Annotated in this window: 12 protein-coding genes; 2 read left to right on the top strand and 10 right to left on the bottom strand. The window is 57.2% G+C overall.

From position 1 onward, the window contains the following. Positions 1–46: 46 nt before the first annotated feature. From glpX to ACL2XM_RS20840, 3 genes are all read right to left on the bottom strand, one after another. Positions 47–1,057 carry a class II fructose-bisphosphatase gene (gene glpX / locus ACL2XM_RS20850; RefSeq protein ID WP_410012709.1) on the bottom strand — a complete coding sequence of 337 codons (1,011 nt, stop codon included), beginning with the start codon at positions 1,055–1,057 and terminating at the stop codon, positions 47–49. A 124-nt stretch (positions 1,058–1,181) separates the two neighbouring features. Beyond that, positions 1,182–2,696 carry a glycerol kinase GlpK gene (gene glpK, locus ACL2XM_RS20845; RefSeq protein ID WP_410012708.1) on the bottom strand — a complete coding sequence of 505 codons (1,515 nt, stop codon included), beginning with the start codon at positions 2,694–2,696 and terminating at the stop codon, positions 1,182–1,184. 39 nt (positions 2,697–2,735) lie between these two features. Then, complete coding sequence (locus tag ACL2XM_RS20840) at positions 2,736–3,593, bottom strand: MIP/aquaporin family protein (RefSeq protein ID WP_410012707.1); 858 nt, start codon at positions 3,591–3,593, stop codon at positions 2,736–2,738. Positions 3,594–4,097: 504 nt separating this feature from the next. Between ACL2XM_RS20840 and zapB the strand changes: the two genes are divergently transcribed. Continuing rightward, entirely contained in the window at positions 4,098–4,337 is a 240-nt protein-coding gene (gene zapB / locus ACL2XM_RS20835; RefSeq protein ID WP_410012706.1) for a cell division protein ZapB, read from the top strand. A gap of 61 nt (positions 4,338–4,398) precedes the next feature. Here zapB and rraA read toward each other — a convergent pair whose 3' ends face one another. The 7 genes from rraA to priA all read right to left on the bottom strand — a co-directional run bounded on the left by rraA (position 4,399) and on the right by priA (position 12,662). Continuing rightward, complete coding sequence (gene rraA, locus ACL2XM_RS20830; RefSeq protein ID WP_162367566.1) at positions 4,399–4,884, bottom strand: ribonuclease E activity regulator RraA; 486 nt, start codon at positions 4,882–4,884, stop codon at positions 4,399–4,401. Between the two features lie 100 nt (positions 4,885–4,984). Beyond that, complete coding sequence (locus ACL2XM_RS20825) at positions 4,985–5,902, bottom strand: 1,4-dihydroxy-2-naphthoate polyprenyltransferase (RefSeq protein WP_410012705.1); 918 nt, start codon at positions 5,900–5,902, stop codon at positions 4,985–4,987. A 91-nt stretch (positions 5,903–5,993) separates the two neighbouring features. Further along, the gene (gene hslU, locus ACL2XM_RS20820) at positions 5,994–7,325 is read right to left on the bottom strand and encodes an HslU--HslV peptidase ATPase subunit (protein ID WP_413727403.1); all 1,332 of its coding nucleotides are present in this window, start codon (positions 7,323–7,325) and stop codon (positions 5,994–5,996) included. Beyond that, positions 7,318–7,866: an ATP-dependent protease subunit HslV gene (hslV, locus tag ACL2XM_RS20815; protein WP_410012703.1), complete on the bottom strand. Its 549-nt coding sequence runs from the start codon at positions 7,864–7,866 to the stop codon at positions 7,318–7,320. Before hslV ends, hslU begins: the two co-directional genes overlap by 8 nt. 88 nt (positions 7,867–7,954) lie before the next feature. Beyond that, positions 7,955–9,091 (bottom strand): cell division protein FtsN, encoded by a 1,137-nt coding sequence (gene ftsN / locus ACL2XM_RS20810; protein ID WP_413729112.1) that lies wholly within the window; start codon positions 9,089–9,091, stop codon positions 7,955–7,957. A gap of 79 nt (positions 9,092–9,170) precedes the next feature. Then, entirely contained in the window at positions 9,171–10,214 is a 1,044-nt protein-coding gene (gene cytR, locus ACL2XM_RS20805) for a DNA-binding transcriptional regulator CytR (RefSeq protein WP_413729111.1), read from the bottom strand. Positions 10,215–10,466: 252 nt separating this feature from the next. Beyond that, a complete protein-coding gene (gene priA / locus ACL2XM_RS20800; protein WP_413731538.1) occupies positions 10,467–12,662 on the bottom strand; it encodes a primosomal protein N' in 2,196 nt (731 codons plus the stop codon). A 202-nt stretch (positions 12,663–12,864) separates the two neighbouring features. On the opposite strand from priA, the gene rpmE reads away from it, so the two are divergent. Next, the gene (gene rpmE / locus ACL2XM_RS20795; protein WP_162367573.1) at positions 12,865–13,080 is read left to right on the top strand and encodes a 50S ribosomal protein L31; all 216 of its coding nucleotides are present in this window, start codon (positions 12,865–12,867) and stop codon (positions 13,078–13,080) included. Positions 13,081–13,220 lie beyond the last annotated feature (140 nt).

The raw sequence follows: 13,220 nt of genomic DNA, 5'->3' as shown, positions 1-13,220 counted from the left end.
TTAACAATACGTTTTGCAATTGATGCCATGGCGCGAAATCCGCGGGTTAAAGAATAAAGGGGTGCAGGGCGGCATCCTTGCGATCAAGGTAATGGGTTGAGGCGATACGCCTGATGGTGCGGCTGTTGCCGCGGATCAACAAGGTTTCAGTGGTGGCCAGGTTGCCTTTGCGGGTGATGCCGTTTAACAGATCCCCTTTGGTAATGCCGGTGGCGGAAAAGACCACGTTGTCATTGCGCGCCATATCGTTAAGCGTCAGCACGGTATTGGCGCTGATGCCCATGGCGGCGCAGCGCGCCAGCTCATCGTCGCCTATCAGGCGGTTGGCCGCGGTGTCGCCTTTGACCTGATGGCGGGGCAACAGCCGGCCCTGCATATCGCCATCCATCGCGCGGATGGCCGCCGCCGAGATAACCCCTTCAGGCGCGCCGCCTATACCGTACATCACGTCCACTTCGCTATCCGGCATGCAGGTAAGCAGGGAGGCGGCCACATCGCCGTCGGGAATGGTAAATACGCGCACGCCAAGCCGCTGCAAAGCGGCAATACAGTCGTCATGACGGGGTTTGGCCAGAATGGCCACGGTCAGCTGCGAAAGCGGCTTATTCAGCGTATGGGCAATATTACGCAGGTTTTCGTCCAGGGGCAGGCTAAGGTTAATGGCGCCTTTGGCATCCGGGCCGACCACCAGCTTTTCCATATACATATCAGGCGCATGCAGAAAAGCGCCTTTTTCACCCACCGCCAATACCGCCAGCGCATTTGCCTGGCCCATGGCCGTCATACGGGTGCCTTCGATAGGGTCCACCGCGATATCCACCGCGTCTCCCTGGCCGGTGCCGACGGCTTCGCCGATGAAAAGCATCGGCGCTTCGTCAATTTCGCCTTCGCCAATCACAATCCGGCCGTCGATCTGCACCTGGTTGAGCATAATGCGCATGGCCTGAACCGCCGCATTGTCGGCCGCGTTCTTATCGCCGCGGCCCAGCCAGCTATAGCCCGCCAGCGCGGCGGCTTCGGTCACCCGGGAGAATTCGATGGCTAATTCACGTTTCATGCTTAAACCTTGCGTATCCACTTAAGAGAAGTTTATCGCAAAGTTTATCACACCTGGCGCGCATTCCGGGCGCGGGGACCGCGGCGCAATGCGGCCAGGGTAAAAAAACGTGCCGGCCGGGGTATTATTCGTCCGAGCGTTCTTCCCATGAGCGGGCGCGCTCAACCGCTTTTTGCCAGCCGCTATAGCGAACGTTGCGTTCCACCGTTTCAATGCTTGGGCGGAATTCTCGCTCGATAATCGCCTTGCTCCTGACCTCCTCCAAATCGCTCCAGAAGCCTACCGCCAGGCCGGCCAGATACGCCGCGCCCAGTGCGGTCACTTCCCGTACTTCGGGACGCTCGACGCGGGTGCCGAGGATATCGGACTGGAACTGCATCAGGAAATTATTGGCCACGGCGCCGCCGTCAACCCGCAGGGACTGCAGGCGGGCGCCGGAATCGGCCTGCATGGCGTCAAGAAGATCGCGGGTCTGGAAGGCGATGGATTCCAACGTGGCGCGAATAATATGATTCGCATTAACGCCGCGGGTCAAACCGAATATCGCGCCGCGCGCATAGGGATCCCAATACGGCGCGCCCAGGCCGGTGAACGCCGGCACCACGTACACCCCGTTGGTATCCTTCACCTTGCTGGCGAAATACTCCGAATCGGTGGCGTCGCTTATCAGTTTCATTTCGTCGCGCAGCCACTGGATGGCGGCGCCGGCAACAAACACCGCGCCCTCCAGGGCGTAATTGACTTCCCCACGCGGTCCGCAGGCGATGGTGGTCAGCAGGCCGTGTTTCGATTGCACCGCCTTGGTGCCGGTATTCATCAGCAGGAAGCAGCCGGTGCCGTAGGTATTCTTGGCCATACCCGGCTGGACGCACAGTTGTCCGAACAGCGCGGCTTGCTGATCGCCGGCAATACCGGCGATGGGAATACGGGTCCCGCCTTTACCGCCGATATTGGTCTGGCCGTACACTTCGGACGAGGGACGGACCTCGGGCAGCATGGAGCGGGGAATATCCAGGATTTCCAGCAGCTTGTCGTCCCATTGCAGGTTATGGATGTCATACAGCATGGTACGGGAGGCGTTGGTATAGTCGGTAACGTGCACGCGACCCTGGGTCATGCGCCAGATAAGCCACGTATCTATGGTGCCGAACAGCAGTTCGCCGCGTTTGGCGCGTTCCCGGGCGCCCTCGACATTATCCAGGATCCATTTCACCTTGGTGCCCGAGAAATAGGGATCGATAACCAGCCCGGTGGTTTTGCGTACGTACTCCTCATGGCCGTCGCGTTTAAGCTTCTCACACATATCCGAAGTACGGCGGCACTGCCAGACGATGGCGTTGTAAACAGGCTTGCCGGATTCCTTATCCCAGACCACCGCCGTTTCACGCTGGTTGGTAATGCCGATGCCCGCGATCTGGTCGGAGCGGATGTCGGCTTTAGCCAGCACTTCCACCAGTGTCGAGCTTTGCGATGCCCAAATTTCCATCGGGTCGTGCTCTACCCAGCCTGGTTTGGGATAAATCTGGGTGAATTCGCGCTGCGAAACGCTGACGATATTGGCGTCATGATCCATGACAATGGCGCGTGAGCTGGTCGTTCCCTGATCGAGAGCCACAATATATTTTTTATCTGATGACATAATAGATTCCTGCAAAAGTTAACATTGGCACAGTAAGCATTACGCTTTGCGTTCGGATTTTGCTGTGTTTGCCGAGCGGGTCTCTTCCAAACCATCCTCGATAATATTAGAAGGAAGGTAAGGGCTGATCAGCGAGCGATAGATAAAGGCGCCAAGGCAGCCGCCGATGATCGGTGCAATCAGCGGCACCAGGAAGTAGGGAATTTCACGGCCGCCGGTAAAGGCTACCTTGCCCCAGCCCATCAGGTAGGCGAATACCTTGGGACCGAAATCACGGGCGGGGTTAAGGGCGAACCCGGTCAACGGCCCCATGGATGCGCCGATGACCGCGATAAGGATACCGATCAGCAGCGGCGCCAGCGGGCCGCGGGGAATGCCATTGCCGTCGTCGGTCAAGGCCAGGATCAGGCATAACAGAATGGCGGTAATCACCGTTTCCACTAAAAACGCCTGGATCACGGAAATATGCGGGTTAGGATAGGTTGAGAATACCCCGGCCAGCTGGAGGCTTTCCACGCTGCCGCGGACCATATGGTTTGCCTGCTCGAAGTCGATGAACAGGTTGTAGTAAAGACCGTAGACCACCGCTGCGCCGCAGAAGGCGCCGAGCATTTGCGCAACGATGTAGGGCACCACCTTGCGGCGCTCGAAATTGGCGAACAGCCATAGCGCGATGGACACCGCGGGGCTGAGATGCGCGCCGGAAACGGCGGCGGTAAGATAAACCGCCATGGCGACGCCAAAGCCCCAGATGATACTGATTTCCCATTGGCCAAAGCTGGCGCCGGCCAGCTTCAGTGCGGCAACGCAGCCGGCGCCGAAGAAAATCAGCAAGGCGGTGCCCAGAAATTCAGCGATACATTGGCCTTTCAGTGTTGGAGTTTTTTGTTGGCTCATAATCTTTTCCTGCTGGCGAAAAGTGGGGTAGCAGTGGTGGACATGTCTGCTTACCGAATCAAATCTTACCTAGTAAGGCATGTAGGTATGTTGTAAATTTATCGTTAACGAGCAGAAACGAGAAATATCGAAATCAAATTGTGTGCAGTACGTCATAAAAATGAGCGTATTCGCTTAATTTAGGCTGTTATGGGCAAAATTTCTGTGTGCTGGCTATCACCTTTTTTAACAAAATGTGTTAATTGCTAAAACGAGCATCTCATCGCCGGCAAAACTTTCCGCTGCACGTTGGGTTCATAGCGTACAATAACCGACTCATTCGGCCGTTTAGACGATTGCGGCTGGACACTGGGGGAGGCGCTACATAAAATCCCCTCTCCAGGCTGTACCCGGGGCAATGTGATACGCGCCTGTAGCGGTGCTGACGCCAAGACGATTTAAGGGCTACACGCCGGCGTGTAGCTCCCATTCATGATTACACCTTGTAGGCTTAAGGGGGCTGAAATGGCTTTTGAAGTATTTGAAAAATTAGAAGCGAAGGTACAGCAGGCGATAGATACCATCACGCTGTTGCAAATGGAAATTGAAGAATTGAAAGAGAAGAATAACAGTCTGGCTCAGGAAATTCAGCAAGCGTCCAGCAACCGCGAGTCGCTGGTTAACGAAAATGAGCAGTTGAAGCAGGAGCAGGGCGTGTGGCAAGAGCGTTTACGCGCATTGCTCAGTAAGATGGAGGAAGTGTAACGCCGGCTTGCGGGCAACAACAAGGGCGATGCCAGATCGCCCTTTTGCGCGTTGCCGCCAATTACTCGAGATCTAGCGCGTCTTCCGACAGGATAATACCGGTATTGTCGGCGTAAAGATGATCGCCGGAAAAGAAGGTTACCCCGCCAAAATTGACCCGGATATCGCTCTCGCCTATGCCTTCGCTCGCGGCGCCGGCAGGCGTGGCGGCCATGGCCTGGATGCCTAGGTCAAGCTCTTCAAGATCGTCCACCTGGCGCACCGCGCCGTAAACCACGATACCTTCCCACTCGTTTTGCACCGCAAGCGTGCCCAGCTCGGCATTAATCAGCGCGCGCCTGACCGACCCGCCGCCATCAACGACCAACACGCGGCCAAGGCCGTTTTCTTCAAGCACGTCATAAAGCAAACCATTATCCTCGAAGCATTTCACGGTAACGATTTGCCCGCCAAACGATGTCCTCCCGCCGAAATTGCTGAAGAGAGGTTCGACAACATTCACGTCTTCATGATAAATGTCGCATAGTTCTGAAGTATCGTATTTCATAGGATTTACGTCGGTTTGCCGCTGGAGCGGAAAGTATATCGCGTTCTCGCGCCAGTTGCCAAAACCATCAATTGTTAACTTGATGCGCGTCAGAAAACGTTTAGCTAAACAGCAGCCCCACGGCAAACAGGATATTGATCAGCAGCGCGCATTTTACGGTTTTTTCCAGCATGGGACGGATGCCTGACGGGTCTGGCTCGTGCAGGACATAACGCGCCTGCATATACAGCGCCGGCACGGCCAGGGCGAACAGCCAGCCTACCAGGTTGCGCAACTCAAGCAGGGTGAAAACGGCCAGGCACAACACCGCGCACGCCAGCAGGCCCGCATGATAATAACGCGCCCGCAGCGGCCCGAGACGCACCGCGAGCGTGTTCTTCCCGGTCAGGCGATCGGTTTCGATATCCCGCAGATTATTGATATTCAACACGGCGGCCGCCAATAGCCCACAGGCGGTAGCCGGTAGCATCACGATGGTATGGAAGGCGCCGGTTTGCAGATAATAGCTGCCGCCGACGCTGAGCCAGCCGAAAAAAATCAGCACCGACAGATCGCCCAAGCCCATATAACCGTAGGGGCGCGTACCCATGGTATAAGTAATGGCGGCGATAATCGACAGTACGCCGAGGGCCAGGAAACCCAGGATATCGGCGGGTTTTTCGCAGGCCACGGCAATAAGCGTTGCGCCGGAAATCAGCGACAGGGCGATGGCGATAATCAACGCCAGTTTCATCTGCCCGCGGGAGATAACGCCCATCTGCATACCGCGCAGCGGCCCGATGCGGCCGTGATCGTCGCTGCCTTTCACTGAATCGCCATAATCGTTGGCCAGATTGGACAGGATTTGCAGCAGCGCGGCGGTAAGCAGCGCCAGCAGCGCGACGCCGGGTTTAAAATGGCCTTGCCAGCCGGCAATCGCCGAGCCGGTGACGATAGAGGCCAGCGCCAGCGGCAGCGTGCGCAGGCGCAGGCTGACCATCCAGGCTTTGGTCGGGCTGATGGTGACGGTTTCGCTCATAATTAACGAATCTTATGTGTAATACCCGGTTTTGGCAAAAAAAACGGGAGGCCGGAGCCTCCCATTGCGGATGTCGTTTACCCCTTGGCGCTTACAGGATAAATCGGCTCAAATCTTCGTCAGATATTAGCTCATCCAGATGGCTACGAACATAATCTGCATCAATTGAAATTGTTTTACCATCCCATTCGCTGGCGTCATAGGAAATATCTTCCATCAGGCGCTCAAGCACGGTATGCAGGCGACGGGCGCCGATATTCTCGGTGCGTTCGTTGACCTGCCAGGCGGCCTCGGCGATGCGTCGGATGCCGTCGGCGGTAAATTCGATGCTGACGCCTTCGGTGGCCATCAGCGCTTTGTACTGAATCGTCAGGGAAGCGCTGGGTTCGGTCAGGATACGCTCGAAATCGTTGGTCGTCAGGGCTTCAAGCGCGACTCGGATCGGCAGCCGGCCTTGCAGCTCCGGAATCAAATCGGACGGGCTGGACACCTGGAACGCGCCGGAGGCGATAAACAGGATATGGTCGGTTTTTACCATGCCGTGTTTCGTCGAGACGGTACAGCCTTCCACCAACGGCAGTAAATCCCGTTGCACGCCCTCGCGGGAGACATCCGGGCCGGACGTTTCGCCGCGTTTGCAGATTTTATCAATTTCATCGATAAATACGATGCCGTGCTGTTCGACGGCTTCGATAGCCAGCTCTTTCAGCTCTTCCGGATTGACCAGCTTTGCCGCCTCTTCCTCGACCAGCAGCTTCAGCGCTTCCTTGATTTTAATCTTGCGTGGTTTTTGTTTTTGCCCGGCCAGGTTTTTGAACATCGATTGCAGCTGATTGGTCATCTCCTCCATTCCCGGCGGCGCCATAATCTCGACGCCCATCGGCGCGGCGGCCAGGTTTATCTCGATCTCTTTATCGTCCAGCTGGCCTTCGCGCAGCTTTTTACGGAAATTCTGACGCGCCGCCGACGGTTCGGCGGTCTCCTCCGGCTGGCCCCAATTATTTTTCGGCGGCGGGATCAGCACATCCAGCACGCGTTCTTCCGCTAACTCTTCAGCGCGCTGGCGGTTTTTATCCATGGATTGCAGGCGCACCATTTTTACCGCCGCGTCGGTGAGATCGCGGATGATTGAATCCACTTCTTTGCCGACGTAACCGACTTCGGTAAATTTAGTGGCTTCCACCTTGATAAACGGCGCGTTGGCCAGTTTTGCCAGACGGCGGGCGATTTCTGTTTTACCGACGCCGGTCGGGCCGATCATCAGGATATTTTTTGGCGTCACTTCATGACGCAATGCTTCGTCCAGCTGCATGCGGCGCCAGCGATTGCGCAGCGCGATGGCAACCGCGCGTTTTGCATTATGCTGTCCGATAATATAGTCGTCGAGTTCGCTGACGATTTCGCGTGGAGTCATCTCAGACATTTTCAGGCTCCTTCACTTTGGAGGTGATTTCTTTAATCGTGTGGAATTGATTGGTGTAAATGCAGATGTCTCCCGCGATCGTCAATGCTTTCTCCACGATATCCCGCGCGCCAAGCTCGGTGTTATCAAGCAAGGCGCGCGCGGCGGCCTGGGCATACGGCCCGCCGGAACCAATGGCGATCAGATCGTCTTCCGGCTGGATAACATCGCCATTGCCGGTAATGATAAGCGACGTCTGTTCATCCGCCACCGCCAGTATGGCCTCCAGCTTGCGTAACATGCGATCCGTACGCCAGTCCTTAGCCAACTCCACGGCCGCCTTGGTCAGATGGCCTTGATGCAGTTCCAGCTTACGCTCGAACAGTTCGAATAAGGTAAAGGCATCCGCGGTGCCGCCGGCAAAACCCGCTATCACTTGATCATGGTAAAGCGTACGGACTTTGCGCACATTCCCTTTCATCACGGTATTACCCAGGGTAGCCTGGCCGTCGCCGCCGATGGCCACACGGCCATTGCGGCGTACGCTTACGATTGTTGTCACGTGCAACCCTCCGGTAACTATAGATTCAAGCGTCTCATAATGAGTATGAGACATATTGAATTTATAGATGGGGTGGGATTAAGGGTTTTCAACCCCCACTGGCAATGGGAATGCAATTTGACACCCCGGACGCGCGTAAATTTTGCAGCGACTTATCGGCGCCGGCGCGGGTGGAATAGGGGCCCAACATGACGCGGTTCCAGCCGCCATTGCTGGTGATCCGGCTTTCAATGCCGCCGAAGGCGAGCTGGGCGCGGATAGACTCGGCCTGATCCATCGCTTTAAACGAACCACACTGGATCAGCCAGCGTTGGGCTTTTTCCGCCGGTTCTTTTTCCGCCTTCGCTTCGGCCTTGGGTTCGGCGCGGGCTTCCGTTTTCGTCTGGGGCGCCGGTTGTATGGCGGTCACCGGCGCCTGATGAGGCTGTTGCACCTGCTGTGCGGCCGGCGCCTGGCGCGGCGGCTGTTGCACCTGCTGTGCGGCCGGCGCCTGGCGCGGCGGCTGTTGCACCTGCTGTGCGGCCGGCGCCTGGCGCGGCGGCTGTTGCACCTGCTGTACGGCCGGCGCCTGGCGCGGCGGCTGTTGCACCTGCTGTACGGCCGGCGCCTGGCGCGGCGGCTGTTGCACCTGCTGTACGGCCGGCGCCTGGCGCGGCGGCTGTTGCTCAACCGGCGCGGAGAAAACCTGGCGCGGTTGTACCGGCGTGGCGGCAGGCGTTGGACGCGGCGCAGGCGTCGTCTGGAATGATTGCTGGTTCTGCTGGTTACGGGCGTGATTTGCCGCCGACGATTTCACCTGGTCGTTATAAGGCACTTCGTTGAGGTGGGTCGGCTGCTGGCGCATGTCCGCTTGCATCTGCTCAAGCAACTGGCGCTGCTCGTCGGTCAACTGGGCGGGTGTTTGCACCTCGCCGCCCGCGGTGGGCTCGGTAGGCGTTTGCACCCCTATCTGGCGATTTTCCAGCTCTTTAATATAACGCCAACGCTCTTCCGGTTTAGGCGGCAGGCCGTTGCTGGTATGGTTGCCGTGGCTCGGCAGAATGACTGCCTCCTCCGTCTTATTGTGGGCAATAAAGTAGAGACCGCCAATAAACGTAATCAATACGGCAACGGCCAATGCGATCATGGTCTTTGAGATGCCGGAAGAGGTGCGTTTTTTTCGACTGTTGGTTTTTTTGCGCCGCGTGTTTGTCCTTCCACGGCCTACATAGTCTCTTTGTGCCACTGTCGTTTCGCTAAGTTTGAGAAAGTAACCAGCCCGTCATGTTACTGAAGGCAATAATATTTGACCAGCGCCTGTAGTCCTAAAGCGCATTTCGTTTTATGCGGGGCATGGCGGTACTGCCCCGGACGATCAGTTTGCTATCCAATAGCAGGGAGGTATTCGCTACCGCCTGTTGCCTGAGCTGCTGCAAGAGTAACAATAACGCCTCTCGGCCAAGCTGGTAGCTCGGCTGGGCCACGGTAGTCAACGGTGGGTCGCAGAATTTCGCAAGCGTTATATCGTCGAAGCCGACCAGGGACAAATCCCCCGGCACGTCCAGCCCAATTTTCTTCGCCTGGGATAAAACGCCAAACGCTATGATATCACTGTGACAAAAGATAGCAGTAGGCGGATACGTTCGCGAAATTAATGCATTAAGTCCCGCCGCGCCTGCCTCGTAACTCACGTCGCCCTGGATGACAATATGATCTTCGGGCGGGATGCCATGACGTCGCAGCGCCTGAATATACCCCTGTACCCGATAATGACAAAGCGTCAGATGCTCCGGGCCGCTAATGCAGGCGATACGCTGGTGGCCAAGGCTGAACAGATAATCCACCGCCTCATAGGCCGCGGTAAGATTATCGATATGCACCGTGGGCAATGCAAGCTCCGGAACAAACTCATTGACCATCACCATCGGCGGCAGGTTTTGCTGCTCTGCGATATCAATGGCAAATGGCGGCTCGGACCCGAGCAGCAACATACCATCTATCTGCCTGGCAATGATCAAATCACTGAAGCTTTTTTTATGTGGGCGCTGGTGGGCGTAGTCGGCAATCAGGACCAGATAGCCGTTTTCATCGGCGGTTTCCTCAATGCCGCGCAGGATTTCAGAGAAAAAGGGATCGCAGATATCCGGCACCAGGGCCAGCAGGTTGCAGGTTTCATTTCGTTTTACCTGGCGGCCGAGAGGCTGCGGGGAATAGCCGACATCGCTTACGGCGAGCTGGACTTTTCTACGCGTGGTGACGGAGACTTTCTCCGGATTCATGAGCGCCCTGGAAACCGTGGCTGTCGACACGCCGGCTTTTTCCGCCACATCCTTCATGGTCGCCAGGCCGGCAAACTTTTTAGATTCCACATCTTTCTCCTGATGTCAGCGCAATAGGCACGTTTTATCGCGCATGTTCCATACGGTGTTCCGGTGCGACCCTCAACACCAGCGCCCGGAAAGATGCCGGCCGCGCGTGGCGGCACGGGACGATCCCAGTGTCCCCTGGCCCGTCTTTTCTATCAGATAGTGCGTTACTTGAGTGACTAAAAAGATCGTTCCGGTACAAACTTTGAATATTATCCGAATGTGATGCGCAAAATACTGATAACCCCGTCAGGATTAAATATCCACCGGATCCACATCCAGCGACCACTTTACCTTGCGCGCCTGGGTCATGGTGCCCACCAGCGGCAGGCTGGCGGCGACCAGTCGTTGCAATTGCGCGCGCGAAGGGTGCTGCAGCAGCAGTTGCCAGCGAAAACGTCCGCCGCGTTTGGGCTGCAGCGCCGGGATAGGTCCCATCAGCCACAGGGACTCATCGCGTAACGGGCTGGCATCCAGCAACTGGCGCAGTCGCTCCAGGAACTGCCTGGCCTGTTGGTTATCGTGGTCTTCCGCCCGAAACAGAATATGGCTGGTAAAGGGCGGCAACAGCACCGTCTGGCGTTCGGCCAGCGCCTGTAGCGCAAAAGCCATATACCCTTCATGCAGTAATACCTGCAATAACGGATGATCGGGATGATGCGTTTGCAAGAACACTTCGCCCGGTTTACCGGCGCGCCCCGCGCGTCCCGAAACCTGGGTATAGAGCTGCGCGAACCGCTCCGCCGAGCGGAAATCGGCCGAAAACAGCGCGCCGTCCACATCCAGCAGCGACACCAGCGTGACGTCCGGGAAATGGTGCCCTTTCGCCAGCATCTGGGTGCCGATTAAAATACGGGCGCCGCCTTTATGCACTTCGGCCAAATGGTGTTCCAACGCGCCTTTGCGCGACGTGGTGTCGCGATCGACACGGGTAATGGGGGTGGTGGGGAATAATGCCGTCAGCGTTTCTTCAAGCTGCTCGGTACCGAGGCCGACCGGCACCAACTGGGTTGAACCGCACTGCGGGCATTGATTGGGGATCGGTCGCTGGCTGTCGCAATGATGGCAACGCATCAGGCGCTGCTGCTGGTGAAGGGTATAATAATGATCGCAGCGCTGGCATTCGGCGATCCAGCCGCATTCGTGGCATAACAGCGCCGGGGCGAAGCCGCGCCGGTTCAGGAACAGCATCACCTGGTTGCCGGCATCAAGATGGGTACGCATTTTTTTCAACAGCGGCTGCGACATGCCGTTGGTCAGCGCCAGTCCCTTCAGATCCTGCAACTGCTGCGTGGCGGGCCTGGCGTTTCCTGCGCGTTTGCCAAGCGTCAGGCTGCGGTATTTTTTCAGTTGGACGTTATACAGCGTTTCCAGCGCGGGCGTCGCCGACCCCAGCACAATGGGAATGTTTTCTTCGCGCGCGCGGAATACCGCCAGGTCGCGGGCATGATAACGCCAGCCCTCGTGTTGTTTATAAGAGCTGTCATGCTCTTCGTCGATAACGATAATGCCCAGGCGGGCAAAGGGCGTAAACAGCGCCGATCGGGTGCCGATGACAATCGCCGTTTCGCCGCTGCGCGCGTTCAGCCAGACCGCCATGCGTTCACTGTCGTTTAAACCGGAATGCAGCACCTCCACCGGCGCGTGAAAGCGTTCACGAAAGCGGGCAATCGTCTGCGGGGTCAGGCCTATTTCCGGCACCAGGATCAGTGCCTGCTTGCCTTTGGCCAGGATATTTTCCAGCACCGTCAAATAGACTTCTGTCTTGCCCGAGCCGGTAACCCCGGCCAGCAGCCAGGCGGCGAACCGATCGTCTTCGCTGCGGATGGCGCCGACGGCGGTGGCCTGTTCGGTATTAAGCCGCAGTCGTTCCCCCTCGACCCGATAACTCTCGCGCCAGTCGCCGACGGCGGCGGGGCTGGAACGTAAATCACTCAACCCCTTGGCGCGCAGGGCCTGCAGCGCGCTGTCGGCCAGCATGAGTTCCCCAACCTGATGCCGGTAGACAGGGCCTTGCAACAGGGCGGCCAGCGCCTGCTGCTGTTTCGGCGCCCGTTTCAGGGTGTCAAGCGCCGTAGCGCGTCCCTGCTCGGTGGCGAACCATTGCCATAACGGCGCCGTTTCCGCCGCTTTGCCCTGGCGAATCAATACCGGCAACGCGTGGAACAGCACTTCCCCGACCGGGTAATGATAATAACCGATGGCCCAGTTCAGAATCCGCCACAGACTTTGCGGGAATAGGGAATGTTCATCAAGCACGTCGGTGATGCTTTTGAGTTTATCCAGCGGCAGTTCGCTTTCTTCGCTGATGCCGGTGACGATGCCGATGGCGTGGCGTTGTCCAAAGGGAACGCGGACGCGCCCACCCACCGCGGGGCGCAGATGGCCGGGCAAAAGATAATCGAACGTGCGTGCCAATGGCACCGGTAGCGCAACGTGAACAACAGGCATCGACTCATCCAGGGTGGAAAAATTGCGCTGATAGTGTACACTGTGTCGCCTTCAATGCACGGATGTGTTTGCAAAGCCCGGCGGCATTCTGTATGATTCGCCGCCTTTGGTGCCATCCGGCATTAGAGAAACTCAACTCCCTTCGCGTGGTGTCCGGCGGAAGAAGACTGGATAGCGACGCGGCCTTACGACGAGGTTTTCCATGAAAAAAGATATCCATCCGAAATACGTAGAAATTACTGCAACCTGTTCTTGCGGTAACGTTATCAAGACCCACTCCACCCTGGGCCACGATTTGACCCTGGACGTTTGCGGCGCCTGCCATCCGTTCTACACCGGTAAACAACGTGTTGTTGATACCGGCGGACGTGTTGATCGCTTTAACAAACGTTTCAGCGTTCCGGTCAGTAAAAAATAATTGCCTGACCGACAGCACAAAAATCACCCAGTGTGACTTTTGCTGTTTAACGAAGCCCCGGCCGCAAGGCTGGGGCTTCGTTTTTTAACGGCAGGAAAAGAACGCGCCCGCCCCGCTGTGTTGATCGCCCTTGATGTTCA

Source organism: Sodalis sp. RH20, from assembly GCF_047324205.1.
Classification (GTDB): domain Bacteria; phylum Pseudomonadota; class Gammaproteobacteria; order Enterobacterales; family Enterobacteriaceae; genus Acerihabitans.
This window is presented reverse-complemented; position numbering and strand designations above follow the sequence as displayed.

Bases quoted from the DNA above. Each gene is read 5' to 3' on its own strand.
- glpX (WP_410012709.1), bottom strand. From the start codon at position 1,057: ATGAAACGTGAATTAGCCATCGAATTCTCCCGGGTGACCGAAGCCGCC.
- glpK (WP_410012708.1), bottom strand. From the start codon at position 2,696: ATGTCATCAGATAAAAAATATATTGTGGCTCTCGATCAGGGAACGACC.
- ACL2XM_RS20840 (WP_410012707.1), bottom strand. From the start codon at position 3,593: ATGAGCCAACAAAAAACTCCAACACTGAAAGGCCAATGTATCGCTGAA.
- zapB (WP_410012706.1), top strand. From the start codon at position 4,098: ATGGCTTTTGAAGTATTTGAAAAATTAGAAGCGAAGGTACAGCAGGCG.
- rraA (WP_162367566.1), bottom strand. From the start codon at position 4,884: ATGAAATACGATACTTCAGAACTATGCGACATTTATCATGAAGACGTG.
- ACL2XM_RS20825 (WP_410012705.1), bottom strand. From the start codon at position 5,902: ATGAGCGAAACCGTCACCATCAGCCCGACCAAAGCCTGGATGGTCAGC.
- hslU (WP_413727403.1), bottom strand. From the start codon at position 7,325: ATGTCTGAGATGACTCCACGCGAAATCGTCAGCGAACTCGACGACTAT.
- priA (WP_413731538.1), bottom strand. From the start codon at position 12,662: ATGCCTGTTGTTCACGTTGCGCTACCGGTGCCATTGGCACGCACGTTC.
- rpmE (WP_162367573.1), top strand. From the start codon at position 12,865: ATGAAAAAAGATATCCATCCGAAATACGTAGAAATTACTGCAACCTGT.